The following is a 16,493-nucleotide window of genomic DNA, read 5'->3' on the forward strand; positions in this document are numbered from 1 at the left end:
ACACCGAGGCGGGGGAGCCGGTAGTGCCCTGAAAGGTAAACCCGCGGTAAAGCAGCCGGGTCTGCCGCGGGCCCAGGCGAAAGGGACCGCGAGAGGCCGGCTGTCTAAACGGGCGTGAACCGACCAACCATCAGCGCCAGCCATTCGCGCAGTACCTGCTGCGACACCATAAGGCCCGATGCGGAAGGTACCCATTCCATCAGGTCGTGCTGTGCCGGCTGTACCTGACCCATGGGGGCGGGCGTTACCGTCAGGCCGGCACGCTCAAAAGCCCGGACAGCGCGCGGCATGTGCCAGGCGTCGGTGACCAGCGCGATGCGCTGCACACCGCTTTGCTGCAGCAGTGGCGCCAGCAGGCGGGCATTGCCCGCTGTGTCGCGCGACTGGGCTTCGTTCCAGCGCAGCGTCATGCCGTAGTCCTGCTGCACCATGCGTGCGGCCACCACGGCTTCGGAATCGGTCTGTGCGCTGCTGGCCGCCCAACCCATGCCGCCGGTAAAGGCCAGCGGCAAGCCCGACTGCCGCGCCAGCCACACACCGTAGCGCAACCGCGCCGCTGTGTGCGCGCCTGGCTGGCTACTGCCGTATTCAGCTGCTTCAGGCAGCACGCCGCCGCCCAGCACCACGATGGCCTGCACCTTGTGGGCCTTGAGGCTGGCCACCGGCATGGCGGCAAACTGCGGCAGCACGGTGCGCGCCAGCCATACGGCCGTGCCGTGGCAGCTGAGCAGCGCCAGCAGCAGCACCGAAAAGGTTGCCAGCGCCAGCCCGGCTTTTTTATTACGCCAGGCCAGCACCAGGCCCAGCAAGGCCAGCAACAGCAGCAAGGCTGGCGGGAGCGCCAGGCTGGTGAGCAAAGGCTTGAGCGCGCCGAATTCCATGCGTTGTATTTATTTGCTATGAAAAATATAGCTGCTTGCGCACGTCCTGATTGGGCTGGAGCCCTGAAAGGTCATCAATAAAAGGCTTGCAGGCCGGTCTGGGCACGGCCCAGGATCAGCGCATGCACGTCGTGCGTGCCTTCGTAGGTGTTCACCGTTTCGAGGTTGATCATGTGGCGGATCACATGGTATTCGTCATGGATGCCGTTGCCGCCGTGCATGTCGCGCGCCAGGCGGGCGATGTCCAGCGCCTTGCCGCAGCTGTTGCGTTTGATCAGCGAAATCATTTCCGGCACGGACTTGTCTTCGTCCATCAGCCGGCCCACGCGCAGGCAGCCCTGCAGGCCCAGCGTGATCTCGGTCTGCATGTCGGCGAGCTTCTTTTGAATCAGCTGGTTCTGCGCCAGCGGACGGCCGAACTGCTGGCGGTCCATGGTGTACTGGCGGGCGCGGAACCAGCAGTCTTCCGCCGCGCCCAGAGCGCCCCAGGCTATGCCATAGCGCGCCTTGTTCAGGCAGCCGAAGGGGCCCTTCAGGCCGCTCACGTTGGGCAGCAGGTTGGCCTCGGGCACAAACACGTCGTCCATCACGATCTCGCCGGTGATCGAGGCGCGCAAGCTCATCTTGCCTTCGATCTTGGGGGCGGAAAGGCCCTTCATGCCCTTCTCAAGCACGAAGCCGCGGATGCTTTCCTGGCCGCCGACCTTGCCGTCGGGGTCTTCCAGCTTGGCCCAGACGATGAACACGTCGGCGATCGGGCTGTTGGTGATCCACATCTTGGCGCCCTTGACGATGAAGCCGCCGTCGACAGGCTTGGCGCGCGTCAGCATGCTGGCGGGGTCGGATCCGTGATTGGGCTCGGTCAGGCCAAAGCAGCCGACCCATTCACCGGTGGCCAGCTTGGGCAGGTATTTTTGTTTTTGCGCTTCGCTGCCATAGGCGTTGATCGGGTGCATGACGAGCGAGCTCTGCACGCTGATGGCGCTGCGGTAGCCGCTGTCGACGCGTTCCACCTCACGCGCGACCAGGCCGTAGCTCACGTAATTGAGGCCGGCGCAGCCATAGCCTTCAATGGTGGAGCCCAGGAAACCCATGGCGCCGGCTTCGTTCATGATTTCGCGGTCGAACTTCTCGTGGCGTGCGGCCATCAGCACGCGGGGCTGCAGTTTTTCCTGGCAGAAAGCGTGGGCGGCGTCGGCAATGGCGCGCTCGTCTTCGCTCAGCTGCTCCATAAAGAAAAACGGGTCTTGCCAGTTGAATTGGGTTTTCATGGGTTGTCTCCGAAAAAGGTGGCTTGGTTTGCAGTGTAGGGCGCGTGGCTGGGATGCCCGCGGGCAGCTCGATTGTTTGACAAGCATGAATAGTTGTCTAATATCAAATATCGATCCAACGATATAAAAAACATATTCATGGAATTTCGTCACCTCCGCTATTTCCTTGTCCTGGCCGAAGAGCTGCATTTCGGCCGGGCGGCCCGGCGCCTGTCGATTTCCCAGCCGCCGCTGTCGCTGAACATCCAGCAGCTTGAAGCCTCGGTCGGCGCCAAGCTGCTCACGCGCAACAGCAAATCGGTGCAACTCACCGCCGCCGGGCAGGCCTTTGTGCCGGCGGCGCGCGCCTTGCTGGATCAGGCCGCGCAGGCGGCTGGCCATGCACGCGACGTGGGGCAGGGCATGGCCGGCAGCCTGGCCATCGGCTTTTCAGGAACCATGCTGTACAGCGGCCTACCCAAGATCCTGGAGCGCTTCCAGGCCGAACACCCGCTGCTGCGCCTCACGCTGAAGGAACTCAACTCCAGCGAGCAGTTGATCGAACTGGCGCATGACCGGCTGGACCTCGGCTTTGTGCACACCACACGCGTGCCGCCCGAGTTGTCGCAGGTGCTGGTGTCCAGCCAGGCCTTTGTCGGTTGCCTGCCCGCGGGGCACGCGCTGGCGCGAAAGCGTTCGATATCGCTGCAGCAGTTACAGGGCGAACCCTTTGCCGTGGTGTCGCGCACTGTCTCGCCCGACTACCACGAACGCATCCTGGCAATCTGTACTGAAGCCGGTTTTTACCCGGAGATCCGCTACGAACTGCGGCATTGGCTCAGTGTGGTGTCGCTGGTGTCGCAGGGTATGGGCGTGGCGCTGGTGCCGGCTGCGCTCAGGCAGTCGGCCATGGCGGGGGCGGCCTTTGTGCCGCTGGATGCCGCCACCACACCTTATGAAACGCATTGCCTCTGGAAAACCGCACGCGACCACCAGGCGCTGGCCGCGTTTGTGAAGGCGGTGCGCGCAATCGCCCCGGCGGCGAAGGCATGAAGATTCCATCCCGCCCAGGTGCCCTGGCGAATGACCTTGGTAAAAGTATGTCCACCGCTGGGGACGTAAAGCTGTCACCATGGGGCAGTTCATAGTCTTCAGGAGAACGGCATCAACCCGTATATCTGGTGTGCGGTGGGTGCCCTTCTCGGCGGAGCTGCCTGCCTGCTCGCGGGCACCCGCGAAAAAATCCTCATCCTCGAAAGTATCGGCGTAGGCATGTTCGGCGCTTTCATCGGCGGCGACTTCGTGGCTGCCCTGCTCAGCAAGGGCGCCACCAACGACAAGGTCTTCAGCATGGGTTCGCTCGGCCTGGCTGTGGCCGGCGGGCTTGTGGCGCTGGCCCTGCTGCGGCTGATGCGCCGTGCAATCGGCCCCCAGCACGTCACCAAAGGCCCGCGCCGGCGCGACTGAGCCGGGCGCGTTTCCGCTTCGTTTCAGGGGGCCATGTGCAGGCCTCTGCGCAGGCCCGCGGGTCGCGGCGTAAGATTGCCGCTCCCCGTACGACCAACGGATTTCAGCGGAGATTTCCATGCCTTCTTCCCCCCAAACCATCACGCTCGGCGGCGGCTGCTTCTGGTGCACCGAGGCGGTGTACGTCAAGGTGCGCGGTGTTACCGACGTGGAGTCGGGCTACAGCAACGGCCAGGCCGCACGGCCCAGCTACGAAGAGGTCTGCACGGGCCGCACCGGCAGCAACGAGGTCGTCAAGCTCACCTACGACCCGGCCGACATCACGCTGCGCGAGATCCTCGAAATTTTCTTCGTCATCCACGACCCGACGAGCCTGAACCGCCAGGGCAACGACGCCGGCACGCAATACCGCAGCGGCATCTATTACTCAACGCCGGAGCAGAAGGCGGAGATCGACGACTTCATCCGTCAGGTCAGCCAGGATAAAACCTTTGGCAAACCCATCGTCACCGAAGTGCTGCCGCTCGAAAACTACTGGCCCGCCGAGTCCTACCACCAGGACTATTTCGAAAACAACCCCAACCAGGGTTACTGCGCGTTTGTGGTCGGCCCCAAAGTCGACAAATTCCGCAAGACCTTTGCGTCACGTGTGAAGGATTGAATGGATGGTTGCGGTCGCTATCAAATAAATAGCTGCTGGCGCAGTTCAGTATTGGGCTGCGGCCACTTTTGATACTGAGAAATCGTGTTTTTGGCGGCTTTGGCCGTCTGAAACCAACCTTTTCGGGTTTTCAAACGGGTTTTAGCCCGTTTTGACGCAAAAAAGCCCTTCGTTTAACCATCAAATTGGCCTGCAAGCCAATAGGGGTAGGCGCAAGCAGCTATTAAATAGATAGCAATGTCGGCACCTTGCGGCAAGCCGTAGCCACCCCGCAACGGCGCTGGCCCGGCCCATCCGCGCTCAAACCCGCCGCTGCGCGAAATAGAACCACTCCTGGCCCACTTCGCCTCGTGGATTCGGAAACACCACAAAACCGTCCGCCGGTGCGGCAACAGGTGCGCCGCCATTTCGCGTGCCAATCGCCTCGCCGGCTTTCACGGCGTCGAAGCTGCGCCACTCGCGCGTGAAGGTGTCGCCCGCATGCTCTCGGTCCACCACGTCAACGAGCCGCAGGATTTCGCGCGTCATCGGCACCGGCGCGGGTTTCTGCGTAATCAGCCCCAGCAGGCCCAGCGTCTGCTGAATTGCATGCCGCGCCACCTGCACCGCCTGCGGGTCGTCATGCTGGCCGCATTCCAGCGTCACGCCGTAGCCGCCGCGTGAACGCATGTATTCGGTCGTGCCTACGCCGTAGTTCGGGTCGGTCACCAATGTCTGCGCGCGGGCGCCTCCCGCAGCGCCCGCAGCCGTTGCCGCGCGCCGCTGCACGCCCCGGGCGTACGTCTCCAGCCAGCCTTCCACGATCCGGTGCGGCCCGGTGTGCAGCGCCAGCTGCATTTCTTCCGCGGCATGGTCAAAGGGCTCCAGCGCCCCCGTGTTGTTTTGCGGGCCAATCATCACAAACGGCGCGCCGCCCGTGTGAAAAGAGTGCAGGTCCAGCAGCACATCATGCGCATCCAGCAGCGGGCACAGCACGTTCGCGATGCGGTCCTCAAAGTCCTGGGGAATCGCACTCGGCGCCATGTTGCGGTTGAGGTTGCGCTCACCCATGCGCTGCTTGAGCCGGTAGGCCAACGGGTTGGTCACGGGCACAAAAGTCACGGTGCCGCGTTCAATGCCCAACTGGCCGCTGTCGATTTCTTCCAGCAGCTGCGTGATGGCACGCGTGCCGCAGGTCTCATTGCCGTGCACGGCGCCGGTGACCAGAAGGCGCGGACCGGGGGCGAGGCCATGGTAGGTGTGGGCACGCAGGTGGGTGGGGTGTTGGGCAGGAATGGAAGTCATGGGTAATGCACCGCTGCAGGTGTGGCGTTCATGGCTTGGTTATACAGCGGTTTGGAAGGGAAGGTGAAGCATCCGGGGGCGTTGCTATTTGTTGCCAATGGGCATGCCGTGCGGCGAAGCTTCCTGCCTATGATGGCGGCGTTTCCAGACCTTGCTCAACCCATATCGCTACGGAGGCAACATGGACGCCGACCTTGAAGGCTTGTCGCGTGAACAACTCATTGTGGAAGTCAAAAAGCTCCGCCAGGGCATTCGCGAGCACCGCGACAGCACAGGCCATGAGCTGTGCTGGCATCATCCGGCGCTGTGGGCGCTGCTGCCGGAGAAGAGCGACCCGGTGCCCGTTGTACCCGACTGGCCGCAGTTCTTTCGCGGCTGTATCCGTTACCGCCAGTCGTTTGATGAACAGTTGCCGGATGCGCCCCGAAGCAATCAACCCTATCGCGACTGAACGCTTCACAGCTTTGCCCGGAGGCCAGCGCGGCCAACGAGCCGTTCCACGATGCCGGTTCATTCCAACTCAGTTCTGCCTGATCCCCGCCACCAGTTGTGTCACGTTGTGCCGCATCAGCGTGAGGTAGCTGTCAGCTGGGCCACCAGCTTTTGACAGGGCATCGACATACAGCGCGGGGCCGGGTGTCACACCCGCGTCCTTGCTCAGTTGGGCGAGCAGCTTGGGGTTGCTCATGTTTTCAAAAAACACGGCCTTGATTTTTTCGCGCTGGATCTGCCGGATCAGTTGGGCAACTTCCTTTGCGCTGGGTTCGGCTTCGGTGGAGATTCCTTGTGGCGCCAGGAAGCTGACCTGGTAGTGCGCGCCGAAATAACCGAAGGCGTCGTGTGAGGTGATGACCTTGCGTTTGGCAGACGGGACGGCGCTGAGCTGTTCTTTGGCCCAGGCGTCCAGCGCCTGCAACTCCTTCACGTAGGTTTCGCTGTTGTCTTTGTAGGTGGCTGCACCTGCGGGGTCGAGCCGGGCGAGGGCTGCGGCGATGTTGCGCACGTAGATCACGACGTTGGTTGGATCCTGCCAGGCGTGCGGGTCGGTTTCTTTTCCGCCTTTTTCACCGGGCATGGTGCGGGCCTTCACGCCTTGCGAAGCCACCGCCACCGGGCCCTTGTAGCCGGCGGACTTGACGAGTTTTTGCGCCCACGGTTCAAAGCCCAGGCCGTTGCTGACCAGCAGTTTGCTTTGCAACAGGTTTTTGGCGTCAGCGGGTTTGGGTTCGAACACATGCGCGTCTTCATCGGGGCCGACCAGGGTGGTGACAGCCACGCGTTCACCGCCGACCACACGGACGAGGTCGCCGAGGATGCTGAAGCTGGCGACCACAGGGATCTTGTCGGCGGCCATGCCGGCGGTGGCGGCGGACAGCAGTGCAGCCCCCACCAGGGGTGTCAGCAGTTTGCGTAGCATGTGTTGGATGGATGTCATGGAAGGCTCCGGATTGGTAAAACAAAAAAAGTGGACTCAGGCAACACGATGCGCACGTGCGAATGTGCGCGGCAGCCAGCCGCTGGGCGCCAGCAAGAGTGATGCAAAGTACAGCGCGCCGGCGCAGCCGATGATGGTCGGGCCCGAAGGTGTATCGAAGTGGTAAGACAGCAGCAGCCCGGCATAACCTGCCGCCATGGCCTGTGCGCCGGCATTGGCGAGCTGCGCGGGCAGGGTGTCATGCCAGAGGCGCGCCGACACCGCGGGCAGCATCATCAGGCCGACGGCCATCAGCGTGCCCAGTGTCTGGAAGCCGGCCACGAGGTTGATGACGACCAGCATCAAAAAGCCCTGCTGCCACGCCCATTTGAAAGAGGCGCTGCGGCCCGTTGCAGCCAGGAACACCGGGTCAAAACTTTCGAGCACCAGGCCGCGGTAGGCTGCCGCCAGCGCGACCAGGCTGATGCTGGCCACGCCGGCCACCAGCAGCAGGCCCGGCGTGTCGACGCCCAGCGCGCTGCCGAACAGAATGTGCAGCAGGTCAAGCTGCGTGCCGTGGCCGGAAATGAGCGTCACGCCCAGCGCCAGCGCCACCAGGTAAACGGCAGCCAGGCTGGCGTCTTCTTTCAGCGTGGTGGCGCGGCTGATGAAGCCGGCCAGCGCGGCCACCAGCATGCCGGCCAGTACGCCGCCTGCTGCCATGGCCGTGAGCGACAGGCCGCACAGCATGAACCCGATGGCGACACCCGGCAATATGGCGTGGCTGAGCGCGTCACCCAGCAGGCTCATGCGCCGCAAGGTCAGGAAAACGCCCAGTGGTGCGGCGCTGAGCGATAGCGCCATCGTGGCCACCAGCGCGCGGCGCATGAACGCATATTCGGCGAACGGCGCAAACAGAATGGCCCAGGCACCGTGAAGGGCGTGCTGCGCGGCTTCCATCACGCCGCAGCCTTGTGCAGCAGGGGCTCGTGCAATGCCACTGGTGTGGCTACTGCCTTGTCGTCGATGCGGCAGGCTTCGGCGCTTTCGTCCCATGCTTCTGCCATCGCGCGGGCGCGCGCCAGGTTGCCTTCGGTCATGACCTGTGCGGTGGGCCCCCAGGCGACGGCTTCGCGCGCCAGCAGGAGTGTTTGCGGAAAATGCGCCCGCACCTGGGCATCGTCGTGCAGCACGGCAATCACGGTGCGCCCCTGGGCATGCCACTGGCGAATCAACGCCAGCAAGGCGGCGGTGGTCTTGCTGTCTATTGCGTTAAAGGGCTCGTCCAGCAGGATCAGGCGGGCGTCCTGCACCAGCAGGCGGGCAAACAGCACGCGCTGGAACTGCCCGCTGGAAAGCGTGCCAATGGGCCGCGCTTCAAAACCCTCCAGGCCAACGGTGCGCAAGGCCGCGCCGACGGCGGCCCACTGCGCCTCACTGACGCCGCCCCACGCGCCCTGCGAAGGCCAGCAGCCGAGCAGCACGGCGTCGCACACGTCCATCGGAAAGCTCCGGTCCAGCTCAGCCTGTTGCGGCAGGTAGGCAATGCGCGCGCGCGGCGTTGCCGTGGTGACCTGTCCGCCCGAACGGGGCAGCAAACCCATGATGCTTTTGCACAGCGTGCTTTTGCCGGCGCCGTTGGGGCCAACAACCGCAGTCAGCGAACCCGCCGCGAAGTGACCGCTGACGTGGTGCAGCGCCGGATGCTGCCGGTAGCTGACGGTGAGGTTGTCCAGCGCGACCATGGCGCTCACCATGGCGCTATTTCCGCCGAAGCCCAGGCGACCGCCATCCAGAGCAGCGCCACGGCCGGCAACACCGCGAGCACCCGGCGCCAGGCCGGCCAGGCGAGGATGCTGCGGCGGCGCAGAGGTGGTGGAGGGAAGGGAGGAGGTGAAGCTGGCAAGGGAGTCGTCTTTACAAACAAGCGGGCCGGGAAGTCATCAAAAGCCACTCGGTTGCGGTAATAATGCAACTGAATTGCTGTATAGTCTAATGCAACATTGTTGCGTTATGCGCGCACATTGCGAAAATACACCGCGCGCTCTTTTGCCAAACTCTTTCCGAACGGCTTCATCCCATGGCATCCGTCCACCCTGTCAGGCGTTCCAAAACCGAGCCCGGCATCACCGCCGACGCGGACCCGATTGATGTGCTGTTGTCAGCCCACGGCCTGCGCCGCACCAGCGCTGCGCGTCTGGTGCTGGGCTGGCTGCTGGCCCACCCGGACACCAGCTACACGCACGCGCAACTGCAGGCCGCGTTGGGCGGCGACGATGATGCCGGCGAAGGCGTGACACTGGATCGCGTCACGCTGTACCGGCTGATCGACCGGCTCACGCAGGTGGGTTTGCTGCTGTGCCGCGTGGACGCCAACCGCGTGCGGCGCTACCAGGCCATGCCGAGCAGCGTGCACGCCATTCCCCACTTCGAATGCCAGAGCTGCCACCGCGACAGCCCCTTGTCGGGTGCGTTGTCGGGCAAGCGTTCGGGTGCGCTCAAGGCCAGCACCAAAGACCTGGAACGCGCCGCGCAAACCGCGCTGGAAGCATTGAAGGCGCTGGGTTACCAGGGCATGAGCATGGACTTTGCCGTGCGGGGCGTGTGCGCCGACTGCGCCAACGGCACGGCTTCTTCATGATCAGCACCCGCCAGCTGGCTTACCGCTACACCAATGGTCCCGAGCTGCGCTTTGCGGACTTGGACGTCGCGCAGGGCGGCACCTTGCTGCTGCGCGGTGCGTCGGGCTCGGGCAAATCAACCTGGCTGGCGCTGGCGGCAGGTTTGCTGGCGCCCAGTGAGGGCGACATCACAGTGGCCGGCCAGTCCATCAAGGCATTGGGCGGACGTGCCGGCGACGCGTGGCGGGCAAAAACCATTGGCTTTTTGCCGCAGAAGCTTCACCTGAGCGCAGCGCTGACGGTGCAGGGCAACCTGGCCATGGCGCAGTGGGCCGCCGGCCAGCCGGATGACGAAGGCCGCATTGCCGAAGCGTTGGACGCGCTGGACGTGCGCGCGTTGGCTGGTCGCAAGCCGCCCCAACTATCTGGCGGGCAGGCGCAGCGTGTGGCGCTGGCGCGCGCGGTGTTGCTCAAGCCGTGCGTGATCCTGGCCGATGAACCCACCGCCAGCCTGGACGACGACGCGGCCGCGGCGTCGCTGGCCTTGCTGCAAAGCGCGGCGCAGCAGCAGGGCGCCACGCTGGTGATTGCCACGCACGATGCGCGTGTCCAGGCCTTTTTTAAAGACGAAAAAGGCCTGCAGTCCTTATTGGTCGAGCGCAAGCAGCTATGAAAACGATAGCATTCAAAACCGTTGTGTTTTCATGGCGCTACCTGTGGTCGCGGCCGCTGGCGGCAGCGCTCAACCTGCTGCTGCTCACCCTGGGGCTGGCTTCCATCACTTTTCTGCTGCTGGTCAGCCACCAGATCAGCCAGGCGTTTGACCGTGACGTGGCCGGCATTGATGTGGTGGTGGGCGCCAAGGGCAGCCCGATGCAGCTGATTTTGTCAGGCGTGTTTCACCTCGACGTGCCGACGGGCAATGTGCCGCTGGCGGCGGTGAAGGAGCTGGAAAAGCATCCGCAGGTCGCCAAGGTCATCCCCATCAGCCTGGGCGACAGTTTTCGCGGCTTTCGCATCGTGGGCACCACGCCCGACTACATCCACCATTACGACGCGCAGCTGGCGCAGGGCGCGCTGTGGTCCAGGCCGATGCAGGCCGTCATTGGCGCGCAGGTGGCGCAGCAGACCGGCCTGAAAGTGGGCGACAGCTTTACCGGCACGCACGGCCTGGGCGGCGGCGGTGAAGAACACAAGCTGAGCCCCTACGTGGTGTCGGGCATCCTGGCCAGCAGCCGCACGGTGCTGGACCGCCTGGTGCTGACGGCTACCGAGTCTGTCTGGCAGGTGCATGAAACCGACACGGCACTGGACGACGACGACCGCAAGGTGCTGGAAGAAGAGCGCGAAATCACGCTGGCACTGATCCAGTACAAGACGCCGCTGGCGGCCGTGACCTTTCCGCGCTACATCAATAGCAGCACCGAGATGCAGGCTGCCGCGCCGGCGCTGGAAATCACGCGCCTGCTGAGCATGGTGGGTGTGGGCACCGACGTGCTGCGGGCGCTGGCCGGCGTGCTGCTGCTGACGGCGGGCCTGAGCGTCTTCATTGCGCTGTGGGGTGCCGTGCGTGAGCGCCGGGCCGACCTGGCGCTGCTGCGCATGCTGGGCGCGCCGCCGGCCCGCGTGGCCGGCCTGCTGCTGTGCGAAGCGCTGTGGCTGGCGTTGCTGGCAACCATGCTGGGGGTGCTTGCGGGGCAGGGGCTGACGGCACTGCTGGCCTGGGCGTTGCAACTTGAAAAATCTGTCCTGATCGGTGCGCTGTCATGGCCGGTCGAGCTGGTCAGTGTGCCGGTACTGGCTTTGGGGGTGGCGCTGGCGTCTGCGTTGCTGCCCGCCTGGGAAGCCTACCGGGTCAGTGTGTTTGAACTTCTCCAATCAAGGTAACCTTCTTATGACAAACCTCTCTTCCATCAAAAAATTCCTCACCCTGTCTCCTGTTGCGGCCACGTTTGCGGCGGTAGCCCTGAGCGCCACGTTTTCGCTGGCCCATGCGCAGCACAACGACAAGGAAACCAAGGAAGACATCCAGCGCCACCGCGCCATGGCCGCCGCCCACGAAAACGCCGCCAAATGCCTGGAATCGGGCAAGAAAGACGAAGTTTGTGAAAAAGAGCTGCAGGCCGCTTGCAAAGGCCTGGCTGTCGGCAAATACTGCGGGATGAAACACGTTCATTGACGTCCACTGACGTCACCGCGACGCCCCTGAAGTGGCCTCACCTTTTTTCTGGATTTTCTGGAGTACTGCATGACTGCCTCTTTTCGCCCTCGCACTCCAAGCCTTTACGGACTGAGGTGGGCATTGGCCTGCAGCACGCTGCTGGCCGCTACAGGCCTTTCGGCGCAAACGCTGTCTTCACCGCTGGCGAATGGCGGCAAGCCTGCCGCGGCAGGGCCGGCGTTTGACATACCGGTCGGACAGGGCGCGGGCGTGCATGGCGCCAACAGTCCGTTTCCGCCGCTGGCAGCCCGTACGGATGTGGTGCCCTGGTCGGTGCTGACGGCGGTGAAAACCAAAAACGAGAAAAACCGCATCCTTCCGGTCTTCACCCTCGACCAGATGGCGCTGAACCAGAAAACCCAGCGCATCCAGGGTTTCATGATGCCGCTGGACCCGGGCGAAAAGCAAAAGCATTTTTTGCTGTCGTCAGTGCCGCTGACCTGCGCCTTCTGCCTGCCCGGCGGGCCCGAGAGCATGGTCGAAGTCAAAACCAAAACGCCGGTGAAATACAGCATGGAGCCGGTGGTGGTGGAGGGGCGCTTCCTCGTCCTCAATGACGACTCTTACGGCCTTTACTACCGCATCACGGATGCCACCAGCGTCAAGTGAGCGTCGGGGTCTGAGTCGCGCCCGGGCCCTGGCCTGGCTGCTGGCCGCCACGCTATTGCTTGCGCAACTGCTGGGGCTGATGCACGGCGTGGTGCACAGCCCGCAGGCGCACATCCATTCACATTCGAATATGCATCATGACGGCCACCATCAGGGACACGCCGCTCTTGCGCATGCGGAAGAAGAGGGAGAGAGTGAAGGCGGCTGGCTGGCTTCTCTGTTTTCCTCGCATGACGGCGATCCGGACTGCCGCCTGTTTGACCAGGCCAGCCACGGCCAGGCGGCGCCCACGCTTCCCCTGCTGAGTTTGCCGCTGGTGCTCTCCAGCGTGGCATTTGACATCTCCCGCGGCGAAGCACTCGCCCGCTGGGCGGCGCTGTTCGACGCGCGCGGCCCGCCTTCCACTCGCTGAATCTCCCCGTTTTTCTGTGCGCCGGCCACCTGGCCAGGGCGCAGCTTTGCCCTCTTGTTTTTCGATTCAGCGAGTCATCATGAACCCACCTTTTATCAGCCGCGCGCTCTGCGTCGCGGCGACGCTCTCCTGCGGCCTGGCGACTGCCCAGACCGCCTCGCCAGCATCTGCCCCCAGCCTGAAAGAAGTCACCGTCACCGGTAACCCGCTGGGCGCTACTGATTTGATAGCGCCTGCCGCACAGTACTCGGGCGCCGGGCTGCTATTGCGATCCAAAACTACACTCGGCGAAACGCTGGACGGCGTGCCCGGTGTGAGCAGCACCTACTTCGGCCCGAACGCCAGCCGCCCCATCATCCGCGGCCTGGACGGCGACCGCATCCGCATCCTGGGCAACGGCGGCGCCACGCTGGACGCCTCCAGCCTGAGCTATGACCACGCGGTGACGTCCGACCCGATCAGCATCGAACGCGTGGAGGTGCTGCGCGGCCCCGGCGCATTGCTGTATGGCGGCAGTGCGGTGGGCGGCGTGGTCAACGTGATCGACAACCGCATTCCGCGCGAGCCGCTGTTTGATGAGAAGGGCGGTGTCGGCGGCAAGGTCGACCTGGGCCTGGCCACCGGCAACCGCGAGAAAAGCAGCGGCGTGTTGCTCGAAGGCGGCAACAATCGCTACGCCCTGCATGTTGACGTGTTCAGCCGCGAAACCGGCGACGTGAAGGTGCCCACCGACCTGGCTTGCAGCAAGGGCGGCGTGAACACCATCACCCACCGCATCTGCAATTCGGACAGCAAAGTGCGCGGTGGTGCGGCGGGCGGCTCGGTGTTTTTTGACCACGGCTACCTGGGCGCGTCCGTCAGCACCTACCGCGGCAACTACGGCACGGTGGCTGAAGACGACGTGACGATTGACATGAAGTCCAACCGCGTGGCGCTGGAAGGCGAGGTGCGCAACCTGGGTGGGTTTATCCAGAGCGTAAAGGGCCAGCTGAGCCACACCGACTATGAACACACCGAGTTTGAGGGGCCCAACCCCGGCACGGTGTTCAAGAACAAGGGCAGTGATTTCCGGCTGGAGGCGCGCCATGCGCGCATCGGCAACCTGGACGGCGTGATCGGCTTTCAGGCCGAGAACAACAAGTTTTCGGCCGACGGCGCCGAGGCTTTCGCGCCTTACAGCAAGACCTCGCAGAACGCCTTGTTTGCGTATGAGGAATACACCACCGGATGGGGCAAGCTCAGCTTTGGCGGGCGCCTGGAGTCGGTCAAGGTGGAGTCGCTGGGCAACCCGCTGGTGGCGCGCTTTGCACCATTGACGCGCGACTTCACGCCGCACAGCTATGCGCTGGGTGCCTTGTGGAACGCGGCGCCGGGCTGGCAGCTCACCAGCAACCTGGCCTATACCGAACGCGCGCCCAAAGACTACGAGCTCTTCGCCCAGGGCCCGCACGTAGCGACCAAAGCCTGGGAAAGCGGCGACGCCACATTGGGCAAGGAGAAGTCGACCAGCCTGGATGTTGGCGCGGCCTGGAAGTCCGGCGCCAACAGCTTTGCGGCCAATGCCTATGTGCACCGTTTCAAAAGCTACATCGGGTTGCTGGCCACGGGCAACAACTATGGGCAGGAAGACGGCGCGCTGAACCCGGCCGACCTGGACGGTGACGGCGTGGACGACAACGACCCGGACAACAAGCTGCTGCCGGAGTTTGCTTACACCGGCGTGCGCGCCCGCTTTGTGGGCCTGGAGGCCAGCGGCAACATCCGCCTGATCGAAGGAGCCTCCAGTCTGGACCTGGCCTTGCGCGGCGATGTGGTGCGTGCCACCAACCTCAGCAACGGCCTGCCGTTGCCGCGCATTGCGCCGGCACGCATGGGGGCAAGCCTGGTGTGGGCCCACGGGCCGTGGGGCAGCAGCATCGGCTTTGACCATTCGATGGCGCAAAACCGTGTGGCCGCCGGCCAGCGTGCCACGTCGGCCTACACGCTGTGGAACCTGGCGGCCACCTATCGCATGAAGGCAGGCGTGAGCAACATCCTCTGGTATGCGAAGGTGGACAACCTGACCAACCAGCTGGCCTACAGCGCGGCCTCGGTACTGACGACCACGGCGTTTCCCAAGGCGCCGCTGCCGGGGCGCAGCCTGAAGGTGGGCATGCAGCTCGCTTTTTAAGCGGGGCCACTACGTAAAACACGCAGACTCGCTGACCGCCCGCGCGCTAAGATTGTGCGGATGAACCAGCTTGTCTTCGTGTCCCTGCTTCCCGTCGTGTTGTTGATTGCTACAGGTTTCATAGCTGGTCGCGCACAGTGGATAAGGCCCGAAGCGATAAAAGACCTTTCAAACCTGATCTTCCTGCTGCTTACGCCGGCTTTGTTGTTTCGCACCATGAGCCGGGTGCATGTGGAGGAACTGGACTTCAAGCCGGTGCTGGCTTACTTTCTGGCGGTCGTGGTGCTATTTGGCGGCACCTTGCTGCTGCAGGGCTTTAACCGCCGCGCAGCGGTGCTGGCGCTGGCCAATACTTTTTCGAACACCGTGATGATCGGCATTGCGCTGATCGGGCTGATGTATGGACCGCAAGGTCTGATTACGCTGTTCACGTTGGTCTCGGTGCATTCGCTGGTGCTGCTGACCAGCGCCACGGTGGTGCTGGAGCTGGCGGTGGCGCATGAACAGAAGCTGGGCACGTCTGATGAAGTCACCACTGCGCCGCGCCACCCGGTGGCCACGGTGTTGATGGCCGTGAAAAACGCGTTGCTGCACCCGGTGCCGCTGCCCATCATTGCCGGCCTGCTGTTTGCGCAAACCGGCCTTGCGATTCCCGTGGTGATCGACAAGCCGCTGGAACTGCTGGCCAATGCCTTCGGTCCGCTGGCGCTGGTGCTGGTGGGCGTGACACTGGCCAATACGCGTGTGGGTGAGCACTGGCGGCCGGCGCTGGCACTGGCGGGCGTGAAAAACCTGCTGCACCCCTTGCTGGTGTTTGGCCTGTGCCGCCTGCTGGGTGTGGGCGGCGTGCCGATGGCCGTCATGGTGGTGGCTTCGGCCCTCCCCATTGGCGCCAATGTGTTTTTGTTTTCCCAGCGCTACAAGGTGGCGGAAGACCTGATTACTGCCAGTGTCGTGGTGTCTACCGCGCTGGCCCTGGTGACGCTGACCATTGTGCTGCTGCTGGTCGGGCGGTTTGTCTAAATCTCATTCACGGAGCCATTGATGCAGTTCCTCCAGTCCCTGCCGGTATCGGCGCAAACCATCGGCCTGCTCCTGCTTTCCAACGTGTTCATGACCTTTGCCTGGTACGGACACCTGAAAAACCTGGCCACCTCGCCCTGGTATATCGCAGCGCTGATCAGCTGGGGCATCGCACTGTTTGAATACCTGCTCCAGGTGCCCGGCAACCGCATCGGCTTTACCCAGTTCAGCGTCGGGCAGCTCAAGATCATGCAGGAGGTCATCACGCTGAGCGTGTTCGTGCCTTTTGCAGTGTTCTATTTGAACGAGCCGTTGAAGCTTGACTACCTGTGGGCGGCGCTGTGCATGGTAGGCGCCGTCTACTTCATCTTCCGCAGCGCTTGAATCTTCGGTATTGGTATTCGGCTGTTTGGTATTCCTGTCCCACCCCTTCTGGATGCGCCGAGGAGCGCAGGGCCAGACGGATCAGGGATCGCGATT

At 63.7% G+C, this 16,493-nt stretch carries 20 protein-coding genes; 13 read left to right on the top strand and 7 right to left on the bottom strand.

Features of this window, described 5'->3' with window-relative positions:
- Window positions 1-104: 104 nt before the first annotated feature.
- Both AC1DY9_RS00780 and AC1DY9_RS00785 read right to left on the bottom strand, forming a co-directional pair.
- The gene (locus AC1DY9_RS00780) at window positions 105-881 is read right to left on the bottom strand and encodes a YdcF family protein (protein WP_477665567.1); all 777 of its coding nucleotides are present in this window, start codon (window positions 879-881) and stop codon (window positions 105-107) included.
- A gap of 74 nt (window positions 882-955) precedes the next feature.
- Window positions 956-2,152, bottom strand: coding sequence for an acyl-CoA dehydrogenase (locus AC1DY9_RS00785; RefSeq protein ID WP_457279944.1), 1,197 nt, complete (start codon window positions 2,150-2,152; stop codon window positions 956-958).
- A gap of 138 nt (window positions 2,153-2,290) precedes the next feature.
- On the opposite strand from AC1DY9_RS00785, the gene AC1DY9_RS00790 reads away from it, so the two are divergent.
- From AC1DY9_RS00790 to msrA, 3 genes are all read left to right on the top strand, one after another.
- Window positions 2,291-3,184, top strand: coding sequence for a LysR family transcriptional regulator (locus AC1DY9_RS00790; RefSeq protein WP_457279945.1), 894 nt, complete (start codon window positions 2,291-2,293; stop codon window positions 3,182-3,184).
- 135 nt (window positions 3,185-3,319) lie between these two features.
- Window positions 3,320-3,598 carry a hypothetical protein gene (locus AC1DY9_RS00795; protein ID WP_457279946.1) on the top strand — a complete coding sequence of 93 codons (279 nt, stop codon included), beginning with the start codon at window positions 3,320-3,322 and terminating at the stop codon, window positions 3,596-3,598.
- Between the two features lie 118 nt (window positions 3,599-3,716).
- Complete coding sequence (gene msrA / locus AC1DY9_RS00800) at window positions 3,717-4,259, top strand: peptide-methionine (S)-S-oxide reductase MsrA (RefSeq protein ID WP_457279947.1); 543 nt, start codon at window positions 3,717-3,719, stop codon at window positions 4,257-4,259.
- Window positions 4,260-4,559: 300 nt separating this feature from the next.
- Here the strand turns inward: msrA and AC1DY9_RS00805 are convergent, their stop codons facing one another.
- On the bottom strand, window positions 4,560-5,543 hold the full coding sequence (locus AC1DY9_RS00805) for a M14 family metallopeptidase (RefSeq protein WP_477665568.1): 984 nt from the start codon (window positions 5,541-5,543) through the stop codon (window positions 4,560-4,562).
- 181 nt (window positions 5,544-5,724) lie between these two features.
- Here AC1DY9_RS00805 and AC1DY9_RS00810 point away from each other — a divergent pair, with 181 nt between their 5' ends.
- Window positions 5,725-5,994 carry a hypothetical protein gene (locus tag AC1DY9_RS00810; protein WP_457279949.1) on the top strand — a complete coding sequence of 90 codons (270 nt, stop codon included), beginning with the start codon at window positions 5,725-5,727 and terminating at the stop codon, window positions 5,992-5,994.
- 69 nt (window positions 5,995-6,063) lie between these two features.
- On the opposite strand, the gene AC1DY9_RS00815 is transcribed toward AC1DY9_RS00810, so the two are convergent.
- The 4 genes from AC1DY9_RS00815 to AC1DY9_RS00830 are packed head-to-tail and all read right to left on the bottom strand — an operon-like array spanning window position 6,064 to window position 8,863.
- A complete protein-coding gene (locus tag AC1DY9_RS00815; protein ID WP_457279950.1) occupies window positions 6,064-6,978 on the bottom strand; it encodes a metal ABC transporter substrate-binding protein in 915 nt (304 codons plus the stop codon).
- Between the two features lie 36 nt (window positions 6,979-7,014).
- On the bottom strand, window positions 7,015-7,917 hold the full coding sequence (locus AC1DY9_RS00820) for a metal ABC transporter permease (protein ID WP_457279951.1): 903 nt from the start codon (window positions 7,915-7,917) through the stop codon (window positions 7,015-7,017).
- Entirely contained in the window at window positions 7,917-8,711 is a 795-nt protein-coding gene (locus AC1DY9_RS00825; protein WP_457280959.1) for a metal ABC transporter ATP-binding protein, read from the bottom strand. The genes AC1DY9_RS00820 and AC1DY9_RS00825 overlap by 1 nt, the downstream gene beginning before the upstream one ends.
- Complete coding sequence (locus tag AC1DY9_RS00830; RefSeq protein WP_477665569.1) at window positions 8,708-8,863, bottom strand: hypothetical protein; 156 nt, start codon at window positions 8,861-8,863, stop codon at window positions 8,708-8,710. The genes AC1DY9_RS00825 and AC1DY9_RS00830 overlap by 4 nt, the downstream gene beginning before the upstream one ends.
- 174 nt (window positions 8,864-9,037) lie before the next feature.
- On the opposite strand from AC1DY9_RS00830, the gene AC1DY9_RS00835 reads away from it, so the two are divergent.
- The 9 genes from AC1DY9_RS00835 to AC1DY9_RS00875 all read left to right on the top strand — a co-directional run bounded on the left by AC1DY9_RS00835 (window position 9,038) and on the right by AC1DY9_RS00875 (window position 16,397).
- A complete protein-coding gene (locus AC1DY9_RS00835) occupies window positions 9,038-9,598 on the top strand; it encodes a Fur family transcriptional regulator (protein WP_457279952.1) in 561 nt (186 codons plus the stop codon).
- A complete protein-coding gene (locus AC1DY9_RS00840) occupies window positions 9,595-10,251 on the top strand; it encodes an ATP-binding cassette domain-containing protein (RefSeq protein ID WP_477665570.1) in 657 nt (218 codons plus the stop codon). The genes AC1DY9_RS00835 and AC1DY9_RS00840 overlap by 4 nt, the downstream gene beginning before the upstream one ends.
- A complete protein-coding gene (locus AC1DY9_RS00845; RefSeq protein WP_457279954.1) occupies window positions 10,248-11,465 on the top strand; it encodes an ABC transporter permease in 1,218 nt (405 codons plus the stop codon). Before AC1DY9_RS00840 ends, AC1DY9_RS00845 begins: the two co-directional genes overlap by 4 nt.
- Before the next feature lie 7 nt (window positions 11,466-11,472).
- The gene (locus AC1DY9_RS00850) at window positions 11,473-11,757 is read left to right on the top strand and encodes a hypothetical protein (protein WP_457279955.1); all 285 of its coding nucleotides are present in this window, start codon (window positions 11,473-11,475) and stop codon (window positions 11,755-11,757) included.
- A gap of 69 nt (window positions 11,758-11,826) precedes the next feature.
- Complete coding sequence (locus tag AC1DY9_RS00855; protein ID WP_457279956.1) at window positions 11,827-12,408, top strand: DUF3299 domain-containing protein; 582 nt, start codon at window positions 11,827-11,829, stop codon at window positions 12,406-12,408.
- Window positions 12,389-12,820, top strand: coding sequence for a hypothetical protein (locus AC1DY9_RS00860; RefSeq protein WP_477665571.1), 432 nt, complete (start codon window positions 12,389-12,391; stop codon window positions 12,818-12,820). Before AC1DY9_RS00855 ends, AC1DY9_RS00860 begins: the two co-directional genes overlap by 20 nt.
- A gap of 79 nt (window positions 12,821-12,899) precedes the next feature.
- Window positions 12,900-14,990, top strand: coding sequence for a TonB-dependent receptor (locus tag AC1DY9_RS00865; RefSeq protein ID WP_477665572.1), 2,091 nt, complete (start codon window positions 12,900-12,902; stop codon window positions 14,988-14,990).
- Window positions 14,991-15,050: 60 nt separating this feature from the next.
- Window positions 15,051-16,013 carry an AEC family transporter gene (locus tag AC1DY9_RS00870; protein ID WP_457279959.1) on the top strand — a complete coding sequence of 321 codons (963 nt, stop codon included), beginning with the start codon at window positions 15,051-15,053 and terminating at the stop codon, window positions 16,011-16,013.
- 21 nt (window positions 16,014-16,034) lie between these two features.
- The gene (locus tag AC1DY9_RS00875; protein ID WP_457279960.1) at window positions 16,035-16,397 is read left to right on the top strand and encodes a DMT family protein; all 363 of its coding nucleotides are present in this window, start codon (window positions 16,035-16,037) and stop codon (window positions 16,395-16,397) included.
- Window positions 16,398-16,493 lie beyond the last annotated feature (96 nt).

It is taken from the genome of Polaromonas sp. P1_F6, from assembly GCF_056405695.1.

What these genes read in the sequence shown, in the direction of transcription:
- AC1DY9_RS00780 (WP_477665567.1), bottom strand. Translation starts at nt 881, where the DNA reads ATGGAATTCGGCGCGCTCAAGCCTTTGCTCACCAGCCTGGCGCTCCCG.
- AC1DY9_RS00785 (WP_457279944.1), bottom strand. Translation starts at nt 2,152, where the DNA reads ATGAAAACCCAATTCAACTGGCAAGACCCGTTTTTCTTTATGGAGCAG.
- AC1DY9_RS00790 (WP_457279945.1), top strand. Translation starts at nt 2,291, where the DNA reads ATGGAATTTCGTCACCTCCGCTATTTCCTTGTCCTGGCCGAAGAGCTG.
- msrA (WP_457279947.1), top strand. Translation starts at nt 3,717, where the DNA reads ATGCCTTCTTCCCCCCAAACCATCACGCTCGGCGGCGGCTGCTTCTGG.
- AC1DY9_RS00805 (WP_477665568.1), bottom strand. Translation starts at nt 5,543, where the DNA reads ATGACTTCCATTCCTGCCCAACACCCCACCCACCTGCGTGCCCACACC.
- AC1DY9_RS00810 (WP_457279949.1), top strand. Translation starts at nt 5,725, where the DNA reads ATGGACGCCGACCTTGAAGGCTTGTCGCGTGAACAACTCATTGTGGAA.
- AC1DY9_RS00815 (WP_457279950.1), bottom strand. Translation starts at nt 6,978, where the DNA reads ATGACATCCATCCAACACATGCTACGCAAACTGCTGACACCCCTGGTG.
- AC1DY9_RS00820 (WP_457279951.1), bottom strand. Translation starts at nt 7,917, where the DNA reads ATGGAAGCCGCGCAGCACGCCCTTCACGGTGCCTGGGCCATTCTGTTT.
- AC1DY9_RS00835 (WP_457279952.1), top strand. Translation starts at nt 9,038, where the DNA reads ATGGCATCCGTCCACCCTGTCAGGCGTTCCAAAACCGAGCCCGGCATC.
- AC1DY9_RS00840 (WP_477665570.1), top strand. Translation starts at nt 9,595, where the DNA reads ATGATCAGCACCCGCCAGCTGGCTTACCGCTACACCAATGGTCCCGAG.
- AC1DY9_RS00845 (WP_457279954.1), top strand. Translation starts at nt 10,248, where the DNA reads ATGAAAACGATAGCATTCAAAACCGTTGTGTTTTCATGGCGCTACCTG.
- AC1DY9_RS00850 (WP_457279955.1), top strand. Translation starts at nt 11,473, where the DNA reads ATGACAAACCTCTCTTCCATCAAAAAATTCCTCACCCTGTCTCCTGTT.
- AC1DY9_RS00855 (WP_457279956.1), top strand. Translation starts at nt 11,827, where the DNA reads ATGACTGCCTCTTTTCGCCCTCGCACTCCAAGCCTTTACGGACTGAGG.
- AC1DY9_RS00860 (WP_477665571.1), top strand. Translation starts at nt 12,389, where the DNA reads ATGCCACCAGCGTCAAGTGAGCGTCGGGGTCTGAGTCGCGCCCGGGCC.
- AC1DY9_RS00865 (WP_477665572.1), top strand. Translation starts at nt 12,900, where the DNA reads ATGAACCCACCTTTTATCAGCCGCGCGCTCTGCGTCGCGGCGACGCTC.
- AC1DY9_RS00870 (WP_457279959.1), top strand. Translation starts at nt 15,051, where the DNA reads ATGAACCAGCTTGTCTTCGTGTCCCTGCTTCCCGTCGTGTTGTTGATT.
- AC1DY9_RS00875 (WP_457279960.1), top strand. Translation starts at nt 16,035, where the DNA reads ATGCAGTTCCTCCAGTCCCTGCCGGTATCGGCGCAAACCATCGGCCTG.